This window comes from Cupriavidus basilensis OR16, assembly GCF_000243095.1.
GTDB classification, from domain to species: domain Bacteria; phylum Pseudomonadota; class Gammaproteobacteria; order Burkholderiales; family Burkholderiaceae; genus Cupriavidus; species Cupriavidus basilensis_D.
The window spans coordinates 1-23,297 of record NZ_AHJE01000068.1; the positions used below are offsets into that span (position 1 = coordinate 1).

Annotated in this window: 20 protein-coding genes and 4 pseudogenes; 15 read left to right on the top strand and 9 right to left on the bottom strand. The window is 66.6% G+C overall.

What is annotated here, in order from left to right:
- Together OR16_RS24320 and OR16_RS24325 are read left to right on the top strand one after the other, a co-directional pair.
- Positions 1–1,184: pseudogene (locus OR16_RS24320) on the top strand (acetate--CoA ligase family protein); the annotation flags it as partial.
- A gap of 109 nt (positions 1,185–1,293) precedes the next feature.
- Positions 1,294–2,094, top strand: a complete 801-nt coding sequence (locus OR16_RS24325; protein WP_006160760.1) for an IclR family transcriptional regulator — start codon at positions 1,294–1,296, stop codon at positions 2,092–2,094.
- 8 nt (positions 2,095–2,102) lie between these two features.
- On the opposite strand, the gene OR16_RS24330 is transcribed toward OR16_RS24325, so the two are convergent.
- Genes OR16_RS24330 through OR16_RS24340 form a run of 3 tightly spaced genes read right to left on the bottom strand, consistent with a single transcriptional unit; the run spans position 2,103 to position 4,447 of the window.
- Entirely contained in the window at positions 2,103–3,374 is a 1,272-nt protein-coding gene (locus tag OR16_RS24330) for an MFS transporter (protein ID WP_006160761.1), read from the bottom strand.
- Positions 3,371–3,937 carry an isochorismatase family protein gene (locus OR16_RS24335; RefSeq protein WP_006160764.1) on the bottom strand — a complete coding sequence of 189 codons (567 nt, stop codon included), beginning with the start codon at positions 3,935–3,937 and terminating at the stop codon, positions 3,371–3,373. The genes OR16_RS24330 and OR16_RS24335 overlap by 4 nt, the downstream gene beginning before the upstream one ends.
- A gap of 51 nt (positions 3,938–3,988) precedes the next feature.
- Positions 3,989–4,447, bottom strand: a complete 459-nt coding sequence (locus OR16_RS24340; RefSeq protein WP_006160765.1) for a MarR family winged helix-turn-helix transcriptional regulator — start codon at positions 4,445–4,447, stop codon at positions 3,989–3,991.
- Between the two features lie 245 nt (positions 4,448–4,692).
- On the opposite strand from OR16_RS24340, the gene OR16_RS24345 reads away from it, so the two are divergent.
- From OR16_RS24345 to OR16_RS24380, 10 genes are all read left to right on the top strand, one after another.
- Positions 4,693–5,649, top strand: coding sequence for a LysR family transcriptional regulator (locus tag OR16_RS24345; RefSeq protein WP_006160767.1), 957 nt, complete (start codon positions 4,693–4,695; stop codon positions 5,647–5,649).
- Between the two features lie 199 nt (positions 5,650–5,848).
- Entirely contained in the window at positions 5,849–6,025 is a 177-nt protein-coding gene (locus tag OR16_RS43035; RefSeq protein ID WP_237717196.1) for a hypothetical protein, read from the top strand.
- Complete coding sequence (locus OR16_RS24350; RefSeq protein WP_237717197.1) at positions 5,995–7,515, top strand: DUF1254 domain-containing protein; 1,521 nt, start codon at positions 5,995–5,997, stop codon at positions 7,513–7,515. The genes OR16_RS43035 and OR16_RS24350 overlap by 31 nt, the downstream gene beginning before the upstream one ends.
- A gap of 132 nt (positions 7,516–7,647) precedes the next feature.
- Entirely contained in the window at positions 7,648–8,907 is a 1,260-nt protein-coding gene (locus tag OR16_RS24355) for a CaiB/BaiF CoA transferase family protein (protein ID WP_237717198.1), read from the top strand.
- A complete protein-coding gene (locus tag OR16_RS24360; RefSeq protein WP_006160773.1) occupies positions 8,904–9,638 on the top strand; it encodes an enoyl-CoA hydratase/isomerase family protein in 735 nt (244 codons plus the stop codon). Before OR16_RS24355 ends, OR16_RS24360 begins: the two co-directional genes overlap by 4 nt.
- A 14-nt stretch (positions 9,639–9,652) precedes the next feature.
- Positions 9,653–10,879, top strand: coding sequence for an acyl-CoA dehydrogenase family protein (locus OR16_RS24365; protein WP_050983091.1), 1,227 nt, complete (start codon positions 9,653–9,655; stop codon positions 10,877–10,879).
- Between the two features lie 24 nt (positions 10,880–10,903).
- Entirely contained in the window at positions 10,904–12,055 is a 1,152-nt protein-coding gene (locus OR16_RS24370; RefSeq protein WP_043420887.1) for an acyl-CoA dehydrogenase family protein, read from the top strand.
- Between the two features lie 107 nt (positions 12,056–12,162).
- Positions 12,163–13,161, top strand: a complete 999-nt coding sequence (locus OR16_RS24375) for a Bug family tripartite tricarboxylate transporter substrate binding protein (RefSeq protein ID WP_006160780.1) — start codon at positions 12,163–12,165, stop codon at positions 13,159–13,161.
- A 59-nt stretch (positions 13,162–13,220) separates the two neighbouring features.
- A complete protein-coding gene (locus OR16_RS47400) occupies positions 13,221–13,343 on the top strand; it encodes a hypothetical protein (RefSeq protein WP_272942868.1) in 123 nt (40 codons plus the stop codon).
- 153 nt (positions 13,344–13,496) lie between these two features.
- Positions 13,497–14,549, top strand: coding sequence for a porin (locus tag OR16_RS24380; RefSeq protein WP_006160781.1), 1,053 nt, complete (start codon positions 13,497–13,499; stop codon positions 14,547–14,549).
- A gap of 148 nt (positions 14,550–14,697) precedes the next feature.
- On the opposite strand, the pseudogene OR16_RS24385 reads toward OR16_RS24380, so the two are convergent.
- The 5 genes and pseudogenes from OR16_RS24385 to OR16_RS24405 all read right to left on the bottom strand — a co-directional run bounded on the left by OR16_RS24385 (position 14,698) and on the right by OR16_RS24405 (position 21,170).
- Positions 14,698–15,943, bottom strand: a pseudogene (locus OR16_RS24385) (acyl-CoA dehydrogenase family protein).
- On the bottom strand, positions 15,940–17,193 hold the full coding sequence (locus OR16_RS24390) for an acyl-CoA dehydrogenase family protein (RefSeq protein WP_006160782.1): 1,254 nt from the start codon (positions 17,191–17,193) through the stop codon (positions 15,940–15,942). Before OR16_RS24390 ends, OR16_RS24385 begins: the two are co-directional and overlap by 4 nt.
- Before the next feature lie 8 nt (positions 17,194–17,201).
- A pseudogene (locus tag OR16_RS24395) lies at positions 17,202–18,111 on the bottom strand (tripartite tricarboxylate transporter substrate binding protein).
- Between the two features lie 116 nt (positions 18,112–18,227).
- Positions 18,228–20,332: pseudogene (locus OR16_RS24400) on the bottom strand (acetate--CoA ligase family protein).
- Entirely contained in the window at positions 20,316–21,170 is an 855-nt protein-coding gene (locus OR16_RS24405) for an enoyl-CoA hydratase (protein ID WP_006160783.1), read from the bottom strand. The pseudogene OR16_RS24400 and the gene OR16_RS24405 overlap by 17 nt, the downstream one beginning before the upstream one ends.
- Positions 21,171–21,282: 112 nt before the next feature.
- Between OR16_RS24405 and OR16_RS24410 the strand changes: the two genes are divergently transcribed.
- Positions 21,283–22,083 (top strand): IclR family transcriptional regulator, encoded by an 801-nt coding sequence (locus OR16_RS24410; protein WP_006160784.1) that lies wholly within the window; start codon positions 21,283–21,285, stop codon positions 22,081–22,083.
- 56 nt (positions 22,084–22,139) lie between these two features.
- On the opposite strand, the gene OR16_RS44155 is transcribed toward OR16_RS24410, so the two are convergent.
- Positions 22,140–22,307, bottom strand: a complete 168-nt coding sequence (locus OR16_RS44155) for a hypothetical protein (RefSeq protein WP_006160786.1) — start codon at positions 22,305–22,307, stop codon at positions 22,140–22,142.
- A 186-nt stretch (positions 22,308–22,493) separates the two neighbouring features.
- Here OR16_RS44155 and OR16_RS24415 point away from each other — a divergent pair, with 186 nt between their 5' ends.
- Positions 22,494–22,715 carry an MbtH family protein gene (locus OR16_RS24415; RefSeq protein WP_006160788.1) on the top strand — a complete coding sequence of 74 codons (222 nt, stop codon included), beginning with the start codon at positions 22,494–22,496 and terminating at the stop codon, positions 22,713–22,715.
- 2 nt (positions 22,716–22,717) lie between these two features.
- Complete coding sequence (locus OR16_RS47405; protein ID WP_006160789.1) at positions 22,718–23,239, top strand: thioesterase II family protein; 522 nt, start codon at positions 22,718–22,720, stop codon at positions 23,237–23,239.
- Positions 23,240–23,297: the final 58 nt, after the last annotated feature.

Genomic DNA, 23,297 nt, shown 5'->3' on the forward strand with positions numbered 1-23,297 from the left:
GGTTGCCGTCCTGACCTCGACCGGTGGCGCCGGCACGCTGGTATCGGACAGCCTCGGGCTGTCCGGCTTCGAGACGCCCCCGCCGGACGAAGCCACCGCGCAACGGCTGCGGGCGTTGCAGAAGGGCGATCATGCAGCGCTGGACCGCAACCCCATCGACGTCACCCTGGCAGGCCTGCAGCCGGACCTGTTGCGCGGTGCCATCCGGGCATTGCTGGACAGCCCGAGCTATGACGCCGTCGCCTTGATCGTGGGATCGTCCGGCCTGGCAATGCCAGACCTGATGGCAGGCGCGATCCAGGACTGCCTGCCCGCCAGCAACAAGCCGGTCGTGGCCTTCGTCAGCCCGCATGCGCCGCAGGTGGCCGCGTTGCTCACCGAGCGCGGTGTGCCCGCATTCGGCGCGCCCGAGAGCTGTACTGCCGCACTAAGCGCAATGCTGCGCGCGCGGCAATGGCGCGAGGCGCCTGAAGTCCCGGCCCAAGCGGCTATCGGCATCGCCACGGACCTTCCGCGCGGCTCGCTGGACGAAGCAGCGGCAAAAAAAACAGCTCTTCGCGCGCTTCGGCATCCCGTCCGTGCGCGAGCGCATCGTGCGCAACGGGCAAGAGGCCAGCGATGCCGCCAAGGATCTCGGCGCCCGCGTGGTGCTGAAGATCCTCAGCGCAGAAATCACGCACAAGAGCGATGTGGGCGGCGTAGCCGTCAATCTGATGCCGCAAGACGTACCGGCCCGCCTCGCGGCGATGTCAGTCGACGTCGAGGCGCATACAGGCGTAGTCCCCCTGCGCTTCCTGGTCCAGGAAATGGTCACCGGCGGCGTGGAGATGATCCTTGGCATGCACCGCGACGCCCTCGGCACCGCGATCCTGCTGGGCATGGGCGGCGTGACGGCGGAGCTGTTCAAGGACACCACCATGCGCATGCTGCCGCCGGCCGGAGGGCTCTCGCACGCTGAAGCACTGGGCATGATCCGGGAGTTGAGGACCTGGCCGCTGCTGGATGGCTTCAGGGGACGGGCCAAGGCCGACGTTGCGGCGCTGGCCGACGCCATTGTGGCGTTCTCCAGCATGACGGCTGCGTTGGGCGCGCAACTGGTGGAGGCGGAGATAAACCCGGTCTTCGTGCTGCCGGTGTCACAAGGCGTGCGGGCAGCGGATGGCGTTGTCGTGCTGGCGGGCTGAGCGCGGGAGCAGGGCAGAGGAGGGGACCCATGCTGGCATAACTATGTCAAACTCCCCTCCGGCGCTTTCATTCCGGCTGTCGGAATTGAGCCCAACCGGGAGCAGGGCCTTGGATTTCCAACAAGCGTTGTCGCGGGCACGTGGCCGGGCGACGAGCACGTCGGCCAACCGCTCGCTGGAGCGTGGCATGGAGATACTGCGCGCGTTTCGCCCGGGTTCGGAGGTGCTGGGCAACGGCGATCTGGCCGAACGCACCGGATTGCCGCGCTCGACGGTCAGCCGGCTCACGCAGAGCCTGGTCGATGCCGGTTTCCTCCAGTACGACGCCACGCTGCGCGCGTACCGGCTCGGCGCGCCGGTACTTAGCCTCGCGCACGCCATGCGCACCGGCTCGGCCGTACTGCACGCGGCGGCGCCGCTGATGCGGGAACTCGCTCAAAACCAGCACATCAACGTAGGGCTGGCCATGGCCGACCGCGACGAGATGGTCTACCTGGAATCCATCCGTTATAGCCGCAAGGTATCGCTGCGCAGCGTGGTAACCGGCCAGCGCGTGCCCATGGAACACACCTCCCTGGGACGCGCCTACCTGGCCGCTGCGCCCGAACAGGAAACCAGGGTCTTGCTGGAAGGATTCGGCAAGCGCCTGCGCGCTAACTGGCCCACGCTTGCGCAAGACATCGAGCAGGCTATCGGGCAGGTGCGCAAGCAGGGGTGGTGCATGGCGAGCTGGCAGCCTGAAGTGGTGGCGCTCTCCACGCCACTGGTGTTCAAGAGCTATGCCATCCACGTGCTGAACGTCAGCACCACCACGCAGGCAACGCCCGCCAGCGCCGCGCGCATCCTCAAGCCCCACCTGATGAAACTGGCCGCCCAGATCCGCAGCGCGGTGGGCGAAGAGGCCTTGTGACCGGCGGCTCACGCCCTTGGCTTGAGCATTTGTTCGTCAATGCTCAGGCGTAGACGGCCCGCGTCGATGCGCACGCGCAGGCGATGATACTTCGCGAGGTAATGGATGCCGACGATCGCGGCGGCAAAGCCCGCGCCAGCGCCAATGCCAAGCGCCCAGCGCGGGCCGAACGTATCGGCAACCCAGCCGACGATCGGCGCGCCAAGCGGCGTGCCACCCAAGGCCAGCGCAAGAAGGATCGCCACGACCCGGCCGCGCATGGCGGGTTCGGTGGATAGCTGCACCAGACTGTTCGTCGAGGTCGTCACGGTCTGTGCCGCCACGCCGACCATGATCAGCGCGATGCCAAACAGCGCGTAGCTGGGCATGACCGCAGCCAGCGCGCAGCCCAGCCCGAAAATGGTCGCACCGGCAAGCAGAAGCGAAAAGCGCGGTTTCGCCCGCCTTGCCGCCAGCAACGCGCCGGTCACGGACCCGATGGCCATGATCGACGTCAGGAAACCGAACTGATCCGCCCCGGCATGAAAAACGGTAACGGACATCGTCGAGATGAAGATCGGGAAGTTCAGCCCAAACGTGCCGATCAGGAACAGCATGAGCAGGGCGGCTTTCAAGTCGGGCCGCCGCCAGACATAGCGAAAGCCTTCGGCAAAGCTGCCTCGGGTTCGCACCGCCCGGGCCTTGCGGTGCAGCTCGCCAAGGCGCAGGCGGCTCAACGCGCCAAGCACGGCGCCAAAGGACGCCGCATTGATCAGGAATACCCACCCGGTGCCCACCACGCTGATGAGCACGCCGGCCACGGCAGGACCGATCATCCGCGCCGCGTTGAACGACGTGGAATTCAGCGCCACGGCGTTGGACAGATCCGCATCCCCGACCAGCTCGGAGACAAAAGTCTGCCGCGCGGGCGAATCGAACGCCGTGACGCAGCCGAGCAGGAACGCAAACAGGTACACGTGCCACAACTGGACGTGTCCGGAGAGGGTCAGGAGCCCCAGCCCGAGCGCCAGCGTGCCCATGGCCGCCTGCGTGGCAAGCAGGAGCTTGCGGCGGTCGAAATGATCCGCGGCAAAGCCGGTCAAGGGCAGCAGGAGCATCTGGGGCCCGAACTGCAACGCCATCACGATGCCCACGGACGTCGCGTTCTTGTGTGTCAGATGCGTGAGCACCAGCCAGTCCTGCGCGGTGCGCTGCATCCATGTTCCCACATTGGATACGATGGCCCCGCCGGCCCAGAGCCGGTAGTTGAAATTGTTAAGCGAACGGAAGGTGCCTTTCACCGGACTCCGCCCGCTCCAAGCAGACCGATGATTTCCCGCGCCGTACCCGTCTCGCCCAGCCGCGGGAAAATCCGAGTGATGCTGTTCACGTGGGCCTCAAGGTTCATGTCGGTCATGGCATCGACGGCGAGGGTAACGTTGAACCCAAGCTCATGCGCCTGGCGCGCTGTCGACTCGACCCCGATGCTGGTCGCAATGCCGGCAAGCACTACCTGGGTGACACCCAGCTTGCTCAGATACGCCTCAAGGCCGGTATTCGTGAAGGCTCCCCAGGTCCGCTTGACCACCGTGTGGTCATCCGGCTGCTGGTTCAGTTCGGGGACCAGATCGGCCCATCCGGCGGGAAGATCGCCAAGCCTGCGTCCCTGTTCAGTTCGGCCGGGGGCGCCACCGGCAACGCAGACCAGCACAACCGGCCGCCCTTGGCCGCGGAAGGCGACAGCCAGGGCTGCCGCCTGTTTCACGACTTCGTTGGCCGGGTGCGCGACGGGAAGCGAGACGATGCCTTGCTGCAGATCGATGACGACGAGAGCGGTCTTCGGATCAAGAACGGTGATTGCCATGGTGTTTACGCTCGGTGGCTCGGTGGGGCTGCGGCGCGTCCGGAGTGGGGCTCACGCGTCGACCAGGCGTTTGAGCAGCGCGATGCCGGCCACAAGCGCCTCCTGCTCCGACGCCGCGAGTTTTGTCCGGATGGCACGGAACAGCCAGTCCTCCCGCGCGGCCCGCGTGGCCAGGATCATTTCCCTGGCGTCAGCCGTGGGCGACAAAATGGTCTGCCGCCCGTCGGCCGGATCCGGCGTGCCGCTCACGAGCCCGGCCGCCTCCAGGACAGCCACCGTGGCGCCCATGGACTGCGGCCGCACGCCCTCGGCCCGCGCTAGCGTTGTCACCGTGGCGGGGCCGTCGCGCTCCAGGCGGCCAAGAACCGACATCTGGGACCAGGTGAGATCGCCCGGGTGCACCTCCTCACGCAGGCGCCGCCTCAGTTGGCCTATCACGATACGAAGCTCTGTTGCCAGCGCTGAGGCGCTGGCAACCACTGGCTCATCAAGTTGGGCGTTGGAATCCATCGCCCAAATATAGCCGATACAAAGGAAAACTACAAAGGTTACCTTCGTATATGCCGCGACCTGCCAAGGGTCGAGCTACCAGAAGCCAGAAGATGGAGAACGGATCGAGGTCGAAAAAAGGATTAGCGGGTACCGGGCGGCAAGCAGAACCGACGGTTAGCACCTCGGGTTATCACTGATGCTGTCAATTGCCGCTATGCTGCCAGACAGGGCGACATCACAATCGTTCGGGGAGGAGGCAGGACATGCGTTTGAGTCAACTGCAGGATTTCATTGCCGTGGCGGAAAGCGGCAGCATTCGGGCTGGCGCCAGGGCGCGCGACGTGTCTGCGCCCGCCATCACCAAGAGTATCCGGCAGCTCGAGGAAGAGCTTCATGTCCCGTTGCTGACACGCACGACGCGCGGTGTGGCGCTATCGCGCTATGGCGAAGCGTTCCTGCGCCGAGCGCGCCTGATAGCGAGCGAGGCGCGCAAGGCCACCGACGAGATGACCCAGATGCTGGGCGCCCGCAACGGCGTAGTGCATATCGGCGCCACAGGCGGCCCGGCGCACCTGTTGCTCCCTGCAGTGCTGAAGCGTTTTCGCGCCCAGCATCCGGACGTGCAGGTCTGTATCGACAGCGGCGTCTACCCGGCACACCTGTCCGATCTGCGTGCGGGTGTGATGGATATGGCGATGAGCCCGATTCCCGATGAAGGCATCGAACGCGAGTTCGTGTGCGAGCCGCTGTACCAGAACGATTCGGTCGTGGTGGCGCACCAGGAGCATCCGTTGCGGCATGCGCGCACGCTGCGCGAGCTGGTAGGGTCACAATGGGTGCTGACCGGGCAGCGCATGCATGGGCCCGGCGCGGCAATCCTCGACGCCTTCCGCGCGCGCGACCTGCCGCTGCCGCGTGTGGCAGTGCGCTGCGACACCATTGGCATGATCCAGACGCTGCTGCAGGACCGTTCGCTGCTGTGCCTGCTGCCGCGCCAACTGGTACCGGGACGCCTGGCCACGGCGGGCCTGATCGCCCTGCCGATCGAAGACCCACTGCCCAGCCATGCGGTAAGCCTGATCTACCGTGCCGATTCGCCGATGACGCCGGTGGCCGAGCAGTTCGCGAAGCTGCTGCGACGTGAGGTGCATTACCTCAGCAAGATGCCCGACAGCCCGCTGCGCCGACAAGTGGCGCATGTAGCGGAAGCGGCCAGCTAGCGCAGTCGGGGCGCTGCGGGAACTCCCTGCGACGCAGAGGTGATAACCAGCAGTTCACGCCTGGAAATCCGCGCCGGCCGCCATGGCGCGCCGCGCTTGGCGTTGCAGGCCGCGCTCGGCGTCGTACCGGGACTTTCCCCACTGCATATAGTCTGCGATCTGCGCGTGAATACCCCTTCGCCAACAGGAAGGGATGCACATGAACGAGATCGAAGATCGTCCCGCCGCGCTGATCACTGGCAAGGGAATCCACACGGTGGCCGACGGCGTCGGGCTGCCGCACGGGCAGGGCCATGGCTTCGTAGCTGACGTAGGCGGTGGCCTGCTGGTATTCGACTGCGTCACGTGCCATACAAGACCGCGCCGCAGATCCTGAACGACATGCAGGGCGGCATCGTGCGCGTGGCCTTTGTCGACACGTCGTCATCGCCCGCCTTGATTCGCGCCGCCACTCAAAACCCCCGAACAGTTTGCTCAGACCGTGCGCGACGATGTGGCGGTCTGGGGCACCGTGATCCGCACCAACCGAATCACGGTGGACTGAGCCATTACTACAACGGAGACAACATGACCACGAATGGCGCAACGCTAGACCAACGCATCGCCGAGGCGTTCCTGTTTACCTTCCCGCTGCACGACGTGGCGCGCACGCGCTGGCGCTTCACGCAGCACGAGACACGCCATGGCAAGCCGCCAAATGTGTTGCATCACAGCCGGCAATTGCTAGACGATCGCGCGCGCCAGGTAACGATGCCCAACAACGACACGCTGTATTCATCGGCGTGGCTGGACCTGTCCGATGCGCCGACGACGCTGGCCATGCCCGATATGGGCGATCGCTACTACAGCGTGGCGCTAATGGACGCCTTCACCAACAACTTTGCGTGCCTGGGGCCACGCACTTACGGCCCCGGCGCCCATGTGTTCGTGATTGCCGGCCCCGCGCATCATGCATCAGCGGCGCGGGTGCTGCCCGAAGGTGCGCAACTCGTGAGAGCCCCCTGCAATGACGTCTGGCTGCTGATACGCACGCTGATCAATGGCGAAGCGGATCTGCCCGCGGTGCGCGCATTACAGGATTGCATGGTGCTGGCGACGAGCAGCATGAAGCCCGCGCTGCTCGTGACCACGCCCGACGAGACGAGTCCCGCGGCGTACCTGTCGCTGGTCAACGAGGCCCTTGCACGTAACGGAGTGCCAGCCGACGAGCAGCGGATGGTTGATGGCTTTGCCGATCTCGGTATTCGCGCCGGCGTGTTGCGTGCATGGGACGAAATCAACCCTGAAGTGCGCAGCGCCTGGACGCGTCTCTGGCCCGAGTTGCGTCGTCGCCTGGAGCATCCGCCCAAGGGCAGCGTTCGTCGCAGCGGTGCACGCGGATCGTGGTCCAGCGGGCTCGACCATATCGGAAACTTCGGCAAGGACTATGGATATCGCGCCTACATCTCGCTGGTGGGGCTTGGCGCCCTTGAGCGGACCGAGGCGATCTACGCAAGTGCGCTGACCGATGGCGATGGCCAGGCACTGGATGGGACACACCGCTATCGCTTGCATGTGCCTGCCGATATGCCGGTGGATGCCTTCTGGTCGCTGTCGATGTATGAGTTCGAACCGGATGGGCGACGCTTTTTCACCGCCAATCCCATCGGACGCTATGCGATCGGTGACCGCACGCATGGGCTTGTGCGCAATGAGGATGGCTCTGTCGATATCGTAATCCAGCATGAATACCCCGAGGAAGGTATCGCCAACTGGTTGCCGGCACCAAAGGGGCCGTTCTCAATGGCCTTGCGCTACTACCATCCCCGACGCGATCTGATCGAGCACCGCTTTGTCATGTCCGATACCGAGCGCGTGACGGGTTGAAACGCCACGCATCAGATTGGCGTTTTCCCCAAGGTAACCGTGGGTTAGCGCACCGTGCATTTTGCCGGCTAGTGCCGAACGCGCGCGCCGCGCAGTATCGGTCTCAGGAAATCTCATCTGGAGTGACACACCATGTCCTTATCGATGGACCAGACCGACAAGATGGACAAGATGGACCAGCCGCTAGCCGGCATCCGCGTGGTCGAGTTCGGGCAGTTCATCGCCGCGCCCGGCGCCGCGATGATGCTGGCGGATCTGGGCGCCGACGTCATCAAGGTCGAAAGCCCGCGCGGCGACAGCGCCCGGCATTTCGACGGGACCAGTGCGCAGAGCCCCATGTTCCTGGCCTATAACCGCGGCAAGCGCGACGTCGTGCTGGACTTGCGCCAGCCCCGGGGGGTCGAAGTGGCACGCCGCCTGGCGCTAGGCGCGGACGTGGTGTTGCAAAACACGCGCGCCGGCGTGATGGAGGCGATCGGGCTGGACGCCGCCACGCTACGCGCGCAGAAGCCCGCACTGGTGCACGCGTCGGTTACGGGATTCGGCACGCAAGGCCCGTCGCGCACGCGCCCCGGCCTGGACATTGCCGCGCAGGCCGAGAGCGGCATGATGTCGGTGACCGGCGAGCCAGGCGGCATGCCGCTCAAGGCGGGCTTCGCGCTGGTCGATGCCGGCACCGCGCTGGCACTCGGCAACGCTATCCTGGCCGCGCTATTCCGGCGCTCGCGCATGGGCGTCGGCGAGACCATCGAGACCTCGCTGCTTGCTGTCGCGATCCACATGCAGGCGCAGATCTGGGCAGAGTACCAATGCACCGGCACGCTGCCGGTGCGCAGCGGCAACAGCCAGCCGCGCGCCGCGCCGGCCGCCGATGTGATCACGGTGGCCGACGGGTTTATCGTGGTGTCTGCGTATCTCGACGATCACTGGGCGCGGCTGTGCGGCGCCATCCGCCGGCCCGCGCTGGCGCACGATGCCCGCTTTGCCACCAACGCGTTGCGCGTGCAACACCGGCCGGCGTTGCTGGAGATTCTCCGCGACGCGTTCAGGGACCTGTCCGGCGAGCGGGCGCGTGCCCTGTTGGAGCAGCACGGCGTGGTGGTGGGGGTGGTCCGCGACTACAGCCAGGTGGCCGAAAGCGAGGACGTGCGCGCCGGCGGCATGCTGCTCACGGTGCAGGATGGCCTTGGGGGGGAGTTGGAGCTGCCGGCATTGCCCTTCACGCTGCTTGATACCGCGTCCGGCGCGGCGCCTGCGGTGCCGCGCTTAGGCCAGCACACGGCCGAGATCTTGAGCGAGCTTGGCTACGACGAAGCGGCCATCGCGGCGCTGGAGCAGGCGGGCGCGGTTGTCATCGAGCGCGGTCGCGCGGTGGCGGAGGCCGGCGCATGATCGCGAACACAGCAAATCCAGCTACCCCCGTGCTGCTTGCATGCCATGACGGCTGGGCCGAGCTGATCCTGAACCGGCCCGAACGGCGCAACGCCATCGACGGCCCGCTGGCCGCAGCGCTAGCTGAGATCCTCGCGTGCCTACGGCAAGACGACACGATCCGCGCCGTGGTCCTGCGCGGCGCACAGGGTGCCTTTTGCTCTGGCCTGGACCTCAAGGCCATGACCACAGAGCCGCCGCCCGCATGGACGGCTGGCTTTGGCGCGTTATGGGATCAGGTTCACGCGGCGCTGCTCGATAGCCGCAAGGCGTGGGTGGTGGCACTGGAGCGCTACGCCATCAACGGCGGCGCCGCCCTGGCGCTGGCAGGCGACTTCCTGGTCTGCGGCGAGACCGCGTTCCTGCAGATCGGAGAAGTACAAATCGGGATGGCGGCCCCGCGCAATGCCGCGTGGCTTGCGCTGCGGCATTCGGAGGCGGTGGCGGCGCGGCTGTGCTTGCTGGGCGATCGGGTGGCCGCGGCGGAACTGCATCGGCTTGGCGTAGCCACGGAAGTGGTCGCCGACGACCAGGTCCTGCCACGCGCCAGGGCCATCGCCAGCACGATTGCCGCTTACCCGGCCGATGCGGTGGCCGCCATCAAGGCCGGCATGCGCGCAGCCACGGCGCAGATGCCCGCGCGGGAATGGCTGGCAGCTTGCACGCGCGCGTTGCCTGCCGCCCCCCGATAACGCGAGGAACCATCATGTCAGAGACTGAAGTTACGCACAGCGCGCCAGACCCGATGCAGGCCTTCCGGCAGGAGGTACGCGCGTTCGTCGCGCACGCGCTGCCGCCGTCCGTGCGCGAGAAGGTGCGCCTGGGATTGGAGCTCACCAAGGACGAGGTGATGCACTGGCAGCGCCAGCTGCAGGCGCGCGGCTGGTTCGCGCCGCACTGGCCCGTGGCGTGGCAGGGCACCGGCTGGAGCCCTGCCCAGCGCGCGGTGTTCCAGGAAGAACTGGTGCTGGCGCACGCACCGGAGTCCGGCGGCATCACCGTGGAGATGATCGGCCCCATCCTGATTCGCTACGGCAGCCCGGCGCAGCAGCAGTATTTCCTGCCGCGCATCCTGAACCTGGAGCACTGGTGGTGCCAGGGCTACTCCGAGCCGAACGCAGGCTCCGACCTGGCCTCGCTGAAGACCCGCGCGGTGCGCAAGACGCGTCCGGACGGGAGCGAAGTCTATGTGGTCAACGGCAGCAAGATCTGGACATCCTATGCGCAGTATGCGGACTGGATCTTCTGCCTGGTGCGCACCGACACGCAGGCGCGCGCGCAGCAGGGCATCAGTTTCCTGCTGATCGACATGCGCAGCCCCGGCGTCAGCGTGCGGCCGCTGGTAGGCATCCATGGCTGGCACCTGTTCAACCAGGTGTTCCTCGATGATGTCGAGGTGCCGGTGGATCACCGCGTGGGCGAGGAGAACGCCGGCTGGTCCATCGCCAAATCCTTGCTGGAGTACGAGCGCCTGAACCTGGCCCGCGTGGCGGAGAACCGGCGCCGCCTGTCCAAGGTGCGCGCGCTCGGGCTGGAACTGGAAGAGGCGGGCGTGCCGCTGTTGCGTCGACCCTGGTTTGCGCGGCGGTACCGCGAGCTGGAGGTGCGCGTTGAAGTGCTGGCCGCTACCGTGCTGCGCTTCCGGCGGCAAGCTCAGGCGGGCATGCCACTGGGGGCCGAGACCGGCATGCTCAAGCTGCTCGGCAGCGTGCTGATCCAGGACATCGAGAACCTGGCCGTCGATGCGTTGGGACCAGACACGCTGGCGTATGACCGCGCAGCGCATTTCGAGCCGGCGGCGCCCGACGCTGGGCGCTCCGCCTATGCGCCAGCGGCGTCGGCAAGGCGCTTCGTTACTCGCGGCTACACCATCGCGGGTGGCTCCAGCGAAATCCAGCACGAGTTGCTGGCCAAGCAAGTGCTCGGTCTCTGAGACGCAGGGACGCAAGGAATCACCATGACGGAACCCACTGAACACACGGAAGAGCGGCGCATGATGCAGGAAAGCGTGCGCCGCTATGTCGAACGCAGCTATGGCTTTGCGCAGCGCAGCGCCGCACTGGCCGAGCCGGCCGGATTCGCGGCGCGGCACTGGGCGGATTTTGCCAGCTTCGGCTGGCTGGCGCTGGGCCTGCCAGAGGCCTGCGGCGGGTTCGGCAACGCGCTCGACCAAGCCGCCCTGGCGGAGGAACTGGGGCGCGCGCTGGTGGCGGAGCCCTGGCTCGCCAATGCGGCACTATGCGGCCCGTTGCTGGCGCAGGATGCAGACGCGGTGCAGTGCGGCCATGTCGTCGCCATGGCCGCGGGCCGCCTCAAGCTGGCGCTGGCCGCCTGGGAAATCCAGGGCCGCTACGATGCCTTCGACATCGCCGCCACGGCGCAGCCGGATGCGCGCGGCTGGGTGCTCGACGGCAGCAAGACGCTGGTACTGGCGGGGGGATCCGCCGACCTGTTCCTGGTCGTGGCGCGCACGGCGGGCCAGCGGCGCGACCGCCATGGCCTGAGCCTGTTTGCCGTGCCGGCAAGTACCGCCGGACTGCAGGTGGACCCCTTGCCGACCTACGACGGCCGCCAGACCGCAACCCTGGCCTTGCGTCGTGCGGTGGTCCCCGAGGCCGCGCTGGTCGGCGTGCGCGATGTAGCCTGGCCACGCGTGGAAGCCGCCATCGACCATGCCACCGCCATGGCCTGCGCGGAAAGCGTCGGCACCATGGCGCGGGCGTTCGAGCTGACCCGCGATTACCTCGCCACGCGTGTGCAGTTCGGGCGCGCCATCACCGCCAACCAGGTCATCCGGCACCGGCTGGTGGACCTGTTCGTCTCCATCGAGCAAGCGCGTGCCATCACCGAGGCCGCAGCGGCGCGGTTGCTGGACGCGCCACGCGAGCGCATGCGCGTGGTGTCGCAAGCCAAGGCATTCGTCTGCGCGGCGGGACGCAAGCTCGGCGAGGAGGCGGTGCAGTTGCATGGCGCCGTGGGCATGACCGACGAGATGGAAATCGGGCATTGCTACAAGCGGCTCGCCGCCACGGCCAACTTGTTTGGCGATGTCGACTGGCACCTGGAGCGGCTGGCGGCGCTCGACGAAGCCTGCGCAGTGCCCGCGTGAGCCTGTCGGGCCCGCGGGGAACGGGGAAGGGCGCCAGCGCGCCCCGCTTTCAAACAAGCCGGCAATGTACCGGCCTCCGGCAGCAATGCCAGTCAGGAGACAACACCATGTTCAGCAACATCCCGCGCGCGCGCACGTTCGCGTGGCGCACCGCTATTGCCCTTTTCATGGGTGCGCCAAGCGCCATCGCCCATGCCGACAGCGCCTATCCGGCACGGCCGATCCGGATGGTGGTGCCCTCCGGCGCCGGCACCGTGACCGACCAGACCGCGCGCCTGCTGGCCGACCGCCTGACAGTGGCGCTCAAGCAGACGGTCGTGGTCGACAACCGCCCGGGCGCTAACGGCATGATCGCCAATGAGACCGTGGCGCGCGCCGAGCCCGACGGCTACACGCTGCTCTTCACCTACTCCGCGACCATGACCGTCAACCCGTGGCTGATGGCAAACCTGCCTTACGACCCGGTCAGGGACTTCACGCCCATCGGACGGTCCAGCGCGCCCGGCGGCAATGTGCTGGTGGTCACGAGCAGCGTCCCGGCCAGGTCGCTAAAGGCATTGATCGACTACGTCAAGGCCAGCCCGACCGAGCTGGCCTATTGCTCCTGGGGCGTGGGCTCCGGCGGCCATCTCGCCATGGAGGTCCTGAAGGCCAGGACGGGCATCAAGCTGCGCCATGTGCCCTACAAGACGGCGACGCAATGCAGCAACGATCTGGCCGCTGGGCATGTGCAGATCGGTTTCGCCGATTCGGCGTCCGCGTTGCCGCACCTGAAGTCCGGCCGCATTCGCGCCGTGGCGGTCTCCGGGCCGGAGCGGCTGCTGCCGCTGCCCGACGTGCCAACCATGTCGGAGCAGGGCGTGAAGTTCGACTACGCCAGCTGGCTGGCCGTGTTCGGGCCCCGGAGCCTGCCGGCGCCGATCGTCTCGCGGCTCAACGCGGAGATCAACAAGATCATCGCCTCGCCGACCGAGCGCGCGCGCTTCGAGGCCATGTACCTGAGGCCCGGCACGCCGTCCAAGCCCGACGACCTTGCCCGGCTGGTGCGCGACGACCTGGCCGCCTGGGGCGAAGCCGTCAAGATCGCCGGGCTGAAGGCGGAGTAGCGGCGCGCCTCGGCCAGGAAGTCAATGTCGCGCTGGCCAAAACCCGGGCCCGGGCACGCATGACCGAGCTCAACCTGCCGGTCGCGCCGCAAGCCAAGCCGGTCGAGTCTGAGCAGCGCCTGGCCGCCGATATCACGGCCTGGGGCAGCCTCATCCAGGCCGCCAACGTCAAGCCCGAATAGTCGGCAAACCGCATCACCAAAGAGCACCGGCGATCGTCGCCCAGAGCTTGGCCCGGAGGCCGGCGCTGGCGCGGTGTTGCCTGCAGGACCGCGCCGCAACGGCCGGAGAGGGTAGTCCATAACAATGAGGAGACTGGGGTGAGGAATAAGGCATTGGCAGGCAGCATCTTGATCGTCGCGGCGGGGAGCGCTGCGGGAATCGTCCAGGCACAGACTGTGCAACTGTACGGTGTGGTCGACGCAGCGGTGGAATACGCCAAGGGATCCCAAAGCAGTTTCCGCATGCGCGACGGCGAGCAGGCGGCATCGCGCTTCGGCATCAAGGTGGTCGAGGATCTGGGGAACGGCGTAAAGGTCAATGCGGTGATCGAGGCCGGCTTCAATGTGGATACTGGCACGGAGTATTTCGGCAATGGCACCTTGTTCGGGCGCCAGTCCTACGTTGGCATGAGCAGCGGAAACTGGGGGGAAATCCGGCTAGGGCGGCAGTACACGCCAGCGTTCTACGCCTTGTCGCGCCTGGATCCGTATCTGAACAACGGTGCGATTTCGCCGTTCAACCTGCTGGCCAGCAACGTCTCGCAGGGCAATGCGCAACTGGCTTACGCGGCACGCTTCAATAACGCCATCGGGTATTTTTCTCCCAGCTTCGGTGGCGTTTCGTTCTCCGCCATGGCCGCGCCCGGTGAAGTCCCTGGCTCATCGCGCAGCGGCATGACCCTTGGGGCGAACCTGCGCTATGACGGCGATCGCCTCTATGCGTTCTATGCCTATCAGGGCGGGTACACCATGCCCACGCCAAATGGCGCGCCCGCACCCAGTACTGATCTGACCAACAACCATTTCGTCGGCGCCGCGTACAGGTTCGGGCCAGTGGAACTGGGCGCCATGGCCGGCCAGTCCGGCAGCAACGCCCCGGCGACCAAGACGGCAAGGCACTACGGGCTGACGGCCAACTGGGATGTCACGGCTAACGACGTGTTCAAGTTCGCGGTGGTCAAGCGCTACGTAAAGGGCGGCAACCAGCCGTTCGCCGTGACACTGGGCTTCGATCATTCGCTCAGTCAGCGCACCGCCATCTACACCCGTGCGGTGCTGGTCCACAACAGCCCGGGCGGCAGCGTCACCATCAATGCCATCGCGGTCGATGCGAATAGCGGTGACGCGGCAAAATCCTTCAGCGTAGGTATCCGGCACCGGTTCTGACAACCGGTTGACGCATCGCTCGTTGAAGCCCGCCGGCGTCGGGATGCCGTCCACCACGCCTTACCACCTTGCGACGGCCTGCCTGGCGCTGGCGCAGCGGGCGGGCGCTGGACTCAATAGCCAGCCCAGGGCAGCCGCTTGCTCGCCTTCAAAGCCCCAGCGAAGACTTGGCGATGATGCCCAGTTGCACCTCCGCCGCGCCGCCAAAGATGGTGTAGGCACGGCTATTGAGGAACTCCGGCAGCAGAGTATCAATGACCTCGCTGTCCTGCGCCTCCCTGGGGCCTTTTCCGCGCACCGCATCACCATCCGCCAACCCTTCCGCGTCACGCCAGCGCTGGCTTTCCAGTCCCAGCATCTCCACCCCCAGCTCGCCCACGGCCTGCTTGAGGCGGCTCGCGCGCAGCTTCAGCATGGATGACACCGGCCCGGGATTCTGACCGGGTTCCAATCGGCCTAGCGTCTTCAGCTCCAGCATCTCGAAGGCGTCCAGGTCGGCGCAAACCTCGCCGAAACGGGCCTGCAGCTGCACGTCATCGTCGCGGCACAGTCCGCCGGCGTGCAAGGCCGCCATTGCGTCGCCGACGCGCTTGAGTTGCGAGCGCAGCCGGGGGCTGAAGATGCCGGCCCCGCGTTCGAATTCGAGCAGGTATTTGGCGCAGGCCCAGCCGGCGTTCTCGGCGCCGATGCGGTTGGCTTGCGGCGCGCGCACATTGTCGAAGAAGACCTCGTTGACGTCGTGATCGCCACCGATTGTCGTCGTGATCGCCACCGATTGTGGCGATGGGCCGCACGGTGATGCCAGGGCTCGTCATGTCGATCAGGAGGAAGCTAATGCCGTCCTGCCGCTTGCCCTCACTGCTGGTACGCACCAGGGCGAACATACGGTTGGCATGGTGGGCGTGGGTAGTCCACAGCTTGGTGCCGTTCAGTATGTAGTCGTCGCCGTCGGCCACGGCGCGCATGCGCAGCGATGCCAGATCGGAGCCTGCGCCGGGCTCCGAGAAGCCCTGGCACCAATAATCCTCGCCAGTCAGGATGCGCGGCAGGTGCAGGCGCTTTTGTGCATCCGTGCCGAAGCGCAGGATCACCGGCCCAACCAGCCGCACACCCATCGGATGCACCAGCGGCGCGCCCGCCAGCGCGCACTCGGTCTCGAAGATAAAGCGCTGCACCGGGCTCCAGCCCGTGCCGCCCCATTGCTCGGGCCACAGCGGCACCAGCCAGCCGCGCTGCCGCAGGACGCGTTGCCACGGCCCGGAGATCTCCGGCTCGGGATACATAGCGCTGGTCAGGCGCTGGCCACGCTGCAGTTCCGGCGTCAGGTTCTCGTGCAGGAAAGCGCGTACCTCTTGCTGGAAGGCCGTCAGTTCGGGAGTTGGTTGGAGATTCATAGCGTGGCGGTATCCATGGCCGTAGCGTTGAGCAGAGTCTGGCTGTCGCGCCAGCCGCCACTGCCGAGCAGGCGGGCGCCGAGCTGTGCGCTGTGCCAGGCGGTGGCGCCGCCTTGCTGCTGGAACTGGGTCAGCTTGCGGAACAGGCTGGCAACGGGCAACGCCTCGGACACGCCCATTGCGCCATGCAGTTGCACGGCCTCCTGGGCCACAAAGCGTGCTGCCCGCCCGACCTTGGACTTGGCCATCGACGCCGCGGCGAGTACGCCGGGCGCGCCGCCGTCGACACGCATGGCTGCCAGCTCGCAGGCGGCTTGCGCTTCCTCGCAGCACACCGCCATTTCCGCCAGCCGGTGTTGCACCACCTGAAAGCTGGCGATGGTCCGGCCAAACTGCTCGCGCTGGCTGGTATGCGAGACGGTCAGGTTCAACGCCGCCTGCATCGCGCCGCAAGCCTCCCAGCACAGGGCAATCAGCCCCTCAGCCAGGATGCGATGCAGCGCCGGCGCCGAATCGTGGATGTGATCGATCAGGTCGATCGGGCCGATGCCGGCGCCAGAATCCGGCACGCCCAGCAGTGCCTCGTCACCGACGCGCACCCCATCGAGGCATACGTCCGCCGCCATGGCGCCGTCCGCCATGCGACAGGTCTGCAACCGAAGGCCGGCGGCACTATCCGTGGCATCCGAGGAAAGCGGCAACAGGAACAGCGCGTGCCGACCGGGGTCGGTGCCGGCCATGCGGGCGCTGACCAGCAGGGCATGCGCGCCGGGTCCGCCGGCCACCAGCAGCTTGACGCCATGTAGCCGCCAGCCCGTGCCCTCGCGCACCGCGTGGGTGTGCCGGGCCGCCCAGGGGCTGTGGCACTGCGGCTCGTCATGGGCAAGCGCGATGCGCCGTTCGCCGTCGACGATGGCCGGCAGCCACTGCGCGCGCTGCCGCACCGTGCCGAGTTCGGCAAGCAGCCGCGCGGCCAGCACGATGCCACTGTGGTACGGGGCATTGACGCCGTGGCGGCCGAAGGCGCGCATCAGCAGGCCGGTGTCCATGGCGCCGCCGCCAAAGCCCCCGCAGGCCTCGGGCAGCGGCAGTCCCAGCCAGCCCATTTCCGCGAACGCTGGCCACAGCCGGGGCGCGAGCGGGTCGGCATCGTTGCCGTAGCGGCGATGCCCCGGATCCTGCGTTCTGGTCAGGAAGTCAAGTGCGCTGTCTTCGATCAGCGTTTGTTGCTCGCTCAGGGTGAAACGCATGGTCTGCCTCAATCCGCCTGGGCACCGGAAGCCTTGGCCACCTTGGCCCACTTGACCACGTCCTGCTTGATGAAGGCGCTGAACTGGACCGGCGTGTTGCCGATGATGTCCAGGCCAAGCGAGCGGAACTGCTCGATCAGCGTGGGGTCCTTCAGGGCTTCCTGGGTCGCGGCGTGGACGCGCTTGACCACTTCAGGCGGCGTGCCGGCTGAGCGCTTTGCCGTGGTCACGGCCAGCGCCCGCACATTACCGCTCTTGATGAAAGGCGCCGACGAGGCGTACGCGTCCACCATCACCTGCACATTGCCGCCGACCAGATCGGTCAGCGCCGGCGAGCTGCCCTTGTAGGGGATGTGGGTCATGCTGACGCCGGCCATGGTCTTGAACAGCTCCGCCTCCAGGTGGGTGGAGGTGCCCGTGCCGGCCGAGCTGTAGCTCAGCGTCTTGCCGTTTGTTCTCACGTAGCTGATCAGCTCCTTGACGTTGTGCACGGGCAGCTTGGCGTTGACTTCCAGCACGTGCACCACCGACGCGACCAGCGTGATCGGCGCGAAGTCCTTCACCGGGTCGTAGGCCACATTCTTGTAGATGCTCGGGGCAATGCCCAGCGAAGAGGCCGCCATCAGCAGCGTATAGCCGTCAGGCGCCTGCTTGGCCACGTAGTCCGAGGCGATGACCGTGCCTGCGCCCGGCTTGTTCTCGACCTGCGCCCGGCTTGTTCTCGACGATGACCGGCTGGCCGAGTTGCTGGCGCAGCCGGTCGCCCAGCGCGCGCGTCATGATGTCGGCGGCGCCGCCCGGCGTGAACGGCACGATGATGCGCACCGGTTTGCTCGGGTAGGCCTCGGCCGCCACGGCATGGCTACCGGGCAGGGCGGCAACGGCCAGAGTGGCCGCAGCGATTGCTTGCTTGAACATGGCTTGTCTCCTCTTGTGCACTGAAGGTGCTTCAGTTGTTGTTCCTTGGTTCTTTCCTTGTTCGGCATTGCCCGACGGGATGGCGACGGCGCCGGGCGCAGAAGCCTGCCGCGCGCTCAGCACCCGCCCGGCACGATCAGCGCATCGAGCATCGCCACGCCTTGCTCGCGCTCGCGTACCAGCAGCGGGTTGATCTCCACCTCCCGCGCCGCGCTGCCTAGTGCCAGCACCGCCTCAGAAAAGGCCGCAATCGCCGTGCAGGCGGCAGGCACGTCGCGCAGCGGGCGGTTGCGGAAGCCGTCCAGCAGCGGGAAGGCCTTCAGCTCGCGCAGCATCTCCTGTGCGGTGTGGGCGTCCACCGGCAGCAGCCGGTGGCTGACATCGCAGTACAGCTCGGTCAGCACACCGCCCAGGCCGACAGTCAGTGCCGGGCCAAACACCGGGTCGTCCACCGCACCCACAATCAGCTCGACGCCATCTGCGGCCATGGCCTGCACCAGCAGGCCGTCGATGCGCGCCTGTGGCACGTGGCGCGCCACGCTGGCAAGGATCTCGGCATGGGCGCGGCGCACGGCCCCGGCGTCGGCCAAGCCCAGCCGCACACGCCGCCGGCCTCGGTCTTGTGGGGCACGTCGGCGCTCAACACCTTGAGCACCACCGGGTAGCCGAGCGCATCGGCAGCGGCTACGGCCTCGTCGGCGGTGGCCGCCACGCGCTCAGCAACACCCGGCACGCCGTGGCCAGACAGATACTGGCGTGCCTCGTACTCGTTGCAGGGCATGGCGAGCGCCGGCGCACCGTTTGTCCTGGCCGCGTCCGTCCGTCCCTGCAAAGACTGCCAGGGCTTGCGTTGGCGCCGGTCGTGCCATTGCAGGAAGGGGGCGAGCGTTTCGACCGTCATGCCGATGTCGGTCATCACGGGCACGCCGTGGCGGCGCAAATCGTCGCGGCGGGTGGCGCGGCCGGTGTCGACCGCAACCAGCAGTCGCGGGTACTCGGCAGCGGTGGCAATCAGGTCGTCGGCCATGCGGTCGAGCAGGTAGCCCGGCGCGTAGACGATCACCGTATCGATGGCGTCAGTCGTGGCGAGCGCCGCCAGCGCGGTGCGCACAAAGCCGGGGTCATTGACCACGTTGCCGGTCACGTCGACAGGGTTCGAAACCATGCCGTAGTCGGGAATGCCGGCGCGCAGCGTGTCCTGCAGGGCTTGCGGCAAGGTCGGCACTTCCAGCCCGCGCCCGATGCACTTGTCGGCCAGGATGGCGCCCACAGCGCCCGAGATGCTGACGATGGCCACGCGCTTGCCGGCACTGCGGCGACGGTAACGTGCCAACTCCGCCAAGTGCGCCATCTGCGCGAAATCCTGGCACTCGATCACGTTCAGTTGCGCAAAGGCAGCGCGGTAAATCTGCTGGTTGCCGGCCAGCGCCGAGGTATGCGAGCGCACGGCCTCACGGCCCTTGTCGGTCTCGCCGGCCTTGAACAGGATCAGCGGCTTGTCGGCGGCAGCGCAGGCCGAAGCGGCTTCGATGAAGCGCTGTCCGTCACGCAGCTCCTCGATATACCCGAGCACGACATCGGTATCGGCATCCTGTGCCAGGTATTCGAGGTACTCGGCAAAGTCCAGCGTGGCCTCGTTGCCGGTATTGATGAAGTGGCTGAACGGCACGCCCAGTTCGCGCGCAATGGCGAACACCGCAGCGCAGACATTGCCGCTCTGCGTGAGCAGGCTGACGGTGCCGCGTTCCTGCTGACGCGGCGCCGTCTTAAAGACCGAGGCAAAGGCCGTGTACGCCTGCGTGTTCAGGTTGGCAAAGCCCATGCAATTGGGCCCGGCCACCACCATGCTGGCCTCATGCACGAATGCTTCCATCGTCGCTTGCAGCGCAGCGCCATTGTCGCCGGCCTCGGCAAAGCCCGCGGCGTAAACGATGGCCGCGCGGATGCCGCGTGCGTGGCAGCGCCGCAGCATGGCAGTGACATCTTCCGCGCCGATGGCCAGTACCGCCAGATCCACACCGTCGGGCAGGTCTTCCACCGTGCGGTGGCAAGGCAAGCCGAAGACCGTCTCGTACTTCGGATTGACGGGGTGGATCGTCCCCTGGAAGCCGAAGCGCGTCAGCAGGTCGATCGGCATGCCGCCAATGCGGCCCGGGTTATCACTCGCGCCGACAATGGCGATAGAGCGCGGATTCAGCAGCGGATCAAGCCTGTGTGCCATGCTCGGAGCCCTCGTTGTTGCGGGTGTCGCGGTTGTTGCCGCCAGCGCGGGCGGGATCACGGATGATGGCCTTGGCCAGACCGGCATCGCGGGCGCGCAGGAAGCCTTCGCTCAGGTGGGAAAGCTGGTGCGTATCGAAGTGCGCCGACAGCGCGCCACGCAGGCCCTGGGCGTCGAGCGTGCGGTTCAGCGAACGCTTGATCAGACGCAGTCCGAAGGGCGGTGCCTGGGCGATGCGCGCGGCCAGCGCCTCGGTCTCGGCACCGAGCTCGGCATCCGGCACCACGCGGTTGACCAGGCCGATGCGCAGGGCCTCGGTGGCATCGACGCGCCCGCCGGTGTACAGCATCTCCTTGGCCTTGCGCAGGCCCATCACCCAGGGATGGATCAGCACCTCGGTGGCGGCAGCGCCCAGCGTATGCCCGACCGGGTCCGAGAAATAGGCCGAATCGCCCGCCACGACCAGGTCGCACATGTTGGCGATCATGAAGCCGCCCGACACGCAGGCGCCCTGCACCTGGGCGATGGTGGGCTTGGGAAAGTCCCAGATGCGCATGCAATAGTCGAAATAGCGCACGCTCTCGTAGGACCAGCGTTCCTCGACGGTGAAGTCGGCACGTTTGGCCTGCGCTTCCTTCAGGTCGTGGCCCGCGGAGAAATGCTGGCCGCGGCCGGCAATCACCACCACGCGTACCGTATCGTCGGCCGCCGCTTCCTGCATTGCGTGGTCGAGTTCGTCCAGCATCTGCTGGCTCTGCGCATTGCGCGCGTTTTCCCTGGCAAGCCACAGACGCCGCACGGCGCCCAACTGCTCGATTTCGATGGTGGCGTATTGCATCGCCGTCTCCTGTTGTGGTCGGACTTGCAAGTCCTGGAATTCTCAAAGCGAGTTGGAGTGTAGGAGTGCACGCTTCTACAATACAAACTTAATCATCAAAAACGACCACTATATGGACAAGAAGACCAAGATGCGCGGCGAGGAGCAAGAGACACAGACCAGCACAGGCACAGACAGACAGACGGCAGGCGCGCAGAGCCTGCGCCGCGGGCTGCAACTGTTGCGGCTGCTGGCGGAGCGCCAGGAGGAGGGCGCGCTGCTGGGCGAACTGGTGGAGGCCACAGGGCTGGAGCGTCCCACCGCCTACCGGCTGTTGTGCTGCCTGGAGGAGGAGCGTTTTGCCGAGCGCCATCCGCAACACAAGCGCTACCGGCTGGGGCTGGATGCGTTGCAGCTCGGCGCCGCGGTCGGGGAGAAGGCACCGGTGGTGGATCTGGTGATGCCAGTGATGAAGAAGCTGGCGCGCCTGTCGGGCGACACCGTGTTCCTGATCGTGCAACAGGGCGATTTCACCGTTTGCCTGCATCGCGAGGAGGGACCGTTTCCGGTTCGTGTGTTCACCACCGTACCCGGGCAGCGCCGGCTGCTGGGTATCGGCGCGGGCGGGTTGGCGCTGATGGCGCAGATGTCCGACGAGACGATCCGCGACATCTACAACCGCCGCAGCGCCCTGTACGCGGACTGCGGCATGACCCTGGCCAAGCTAACCAGTGCCATCGAAAAAGCCAGGAAGAAAGGCTACGCGGAGATTGTGGACACCATCACCGTCGGCGTATCCGGCGTCGGCTGTGCCTTCCCGCTCCCGTTCGGCGCGGAGGCAGCGCTCAGCTTTGGCGCGATCAGCAGCCGCATGCACGCCGGGCGCCGGGCAGAGCTGGGCAAGGTGCTGCAGGAGGAGTTGGGAACGCTCTGAGCAACGGGGCGTGCTATAGCGTCTTATCGTACTGCAGCGTCAGGCTCTGCGACACCTTACGTCACTTGCGCCAGGTAAAGATTCGATCCAGGGCCCTTGACCAGAGGGTCCTGCAGCGTACTATTCATCCGTTCCACGCGGCCTTTGGCCTGGCTGGTGTTGGCGCACAGGATGTCGATGTTCAGCTCGAACAGCGCGCGCCCAAACTGGCCAAACTCGGACATTCTGATTTGGCCGTAACAATTCGACGCATAATTATCATTATGTTAAATAAAATAACCACCTAAACCCCCATCCACCCCAGCCCCAAAACCACCCCCCCTAAATACTTGCTTCCCCGTTTCGTCCAACAAGGTGACGGGCGCCATATCGGTGGCGCCGGATGATCCAGTACCGAACGGGAGCTTTCCATGAGTTTCGATCGCGACGACGCCACATTCCTGGTTCTCGTCAATCACGAAGAGCAGTATTCGATCTGGCCTGACTACAAGGCCATTCCGGGCGGATGGCGCGCGGCAGGCTTCAGCGGTGGCAAGCAGGCCTGCCTGGACTATATCGAGCGCACGTGGACCGATATGCGTCCGCTGAGCCTGCGCCGCTTCATGGAGGATCCAACGCGGACGAACGCCTGACCATGGCCGCGTTGCAGCTGTTCTGCCTGCCGCACGCGGGGGCCAGTGCCACGACGTATCTGCGCTGGCGCCGCCTGTTGCCGGCCGATATCGCGCTGGTTCCGCTGGAGCCGCCCGGCCGTGGCGCGCGTCTCGACGAGCCGCTGCTGCGGGATTTCGAGGCCCTCGCCAGCGCGATGACCGATATGGCTTGCCGCGTGGCCTGGTCGTTTCCGGGCTTTGCCGATCCCGAGCTGCTGCGCATGACGCTGGACGTGCTCGATGCCGACTATCGCGTCTGCGAGAGCTTCCAGCGTGCCGACGTCCCACCGCTGCCGATGTCGCTGCATGTCTTCGCGGGCCACGACGATCCGATCCTGCCCGCCGACCTCCATGCCTGGGCCATCGAATCCCAGGTCGGCCACACGCTGGACTGGTTTGCCGGCGGGCATTTCTTCCTGCACGACGATCCGGCCGCAGTGGTTCGCCGCCTCGTGACCCATCTGGAGGCGCCTCAGGCATCCACCATGCCCGCGTTTGCGTGACGCCCGCCGCGTCGCCCAAGCATCCAAGCCAACCGTCTTCCTGAAAAGTCGATCCCAA

Excerpts from the sequence above, each read along its gene's own strand:
- OR16_RS24365 (WP_050983091.1), top strand. The coding sequence starts at position 9,653 with ATGTCAGAGACTGAAGTTACGCACAGCGCGCCAGACCCGATGCAGGCC.
- OR16_RS24415 (WP_006160788.1), top strand. The coding sequence starts at position 22,494 with ATGAGTTTCGATCGCGACGACGCCACATTCCTGGTTCTCGTCAATCAC.
- OR16_RS24390 (WP_006160782.1), bottom strand. The coding sequence starts at position 17,193 with ATGCGTTTCACCCTGAGCGAGCAACAAACGCTGATCGAAGACAGCGCA.
- OR16_RS24335 (WP_006160764.1), bottom strand. The coding sequence starts at position 3,937 with ATGGCAATCACCGTTCTTGATCCGAAGACCGCTCTCGTCGTCATCGAT.
- OR16_RS43035 (WP_237717196.1), top strand. The coding sequence starts at position 5,849 with ATGAACGAGATCGAAGATCGTCCCGCCGCGCTGATCACTGGCAAGGGA.
- OR16_RS24360 (WP_006160773.1), top strand. The coding sequence starts at position 8,904 with ATGATCGCGAACACAGCAAATCCAGCTACCCCCGTGCTGCTTGCATGC.
- OR16_RS44155 (WP_006160786.1), bottom strand. The coding sequence starts at position 22,307 with ATGTCCGAGTTTGGCCAGTTTGGGCGCGCGCTGTTCGAGCTGAACATC.
- OR16_RS24405 (WP_006160783.1), bottom strand. The coding sequence starts at position 21,170 with ATGCAATACGCCACCATCGAAATCGAGCAGTTGGGCGCCGTGCGGCGT.
- OR16_RS24375 (WP_006160780.1), top strand. The coding sequence starts at position 12,163 with ATGTTCAGCAACATCCCGCGCGCGCGCACGTTCGCGTGGCGCACCGCT.
- OR16_RS47405 (WP_006160789.1), top strand. The coding sequence starts at position 22,718 with ATGGCCGCGTTGCAGCTGTTCTGCCTGCCGCACGCGGGGGCCAGTGCC.
- OR16_RS47400 (WP_272942868.1), top strand. The coding sequence starts at position 13,221 with ATGACCGAGCTCAACCTGCCGGTCGCGCCGCAAGCCAAGCCGGTCGAG.
- OR16_RS24340 (WP_006160765.1), bottom strand. The coding sequence starts at position 4,447 with ATGGATTCCAACGCCCAACTTGATGAGCCAGTGGTTGCCAGCGCCTCA.
- OR16_RS24355 (WP_237717198.1), top strand. The coding sequence starts at position 7,648 with ATGTCCTTATCGATGGACCAGACCGACAAGATGGACAAGATGGACCAG.
- OR16_RS24410 (WP_006160784.1), top strand. The coding sequence starts at position 21,283 with ATGGACAAGAAGACCAAGATGCGCGGCGAGGAGCAAGAGACACAGACC.
- OR16_RS24370 (WP_043420887.1), top strand. The coding sequence starts at position 10,904 with ATGACGGAACCCACTGAACACACGGAAGAGCGGCGCATGATGCAGGAA.
- OR16_RS24345 (WP_006160767.1), top strand. The coding sequence starts at position 4,693 with ATGCGTTTGAGTCAACTGCAGGATTTCATTGCCGTGGCGGAAAGCGGC.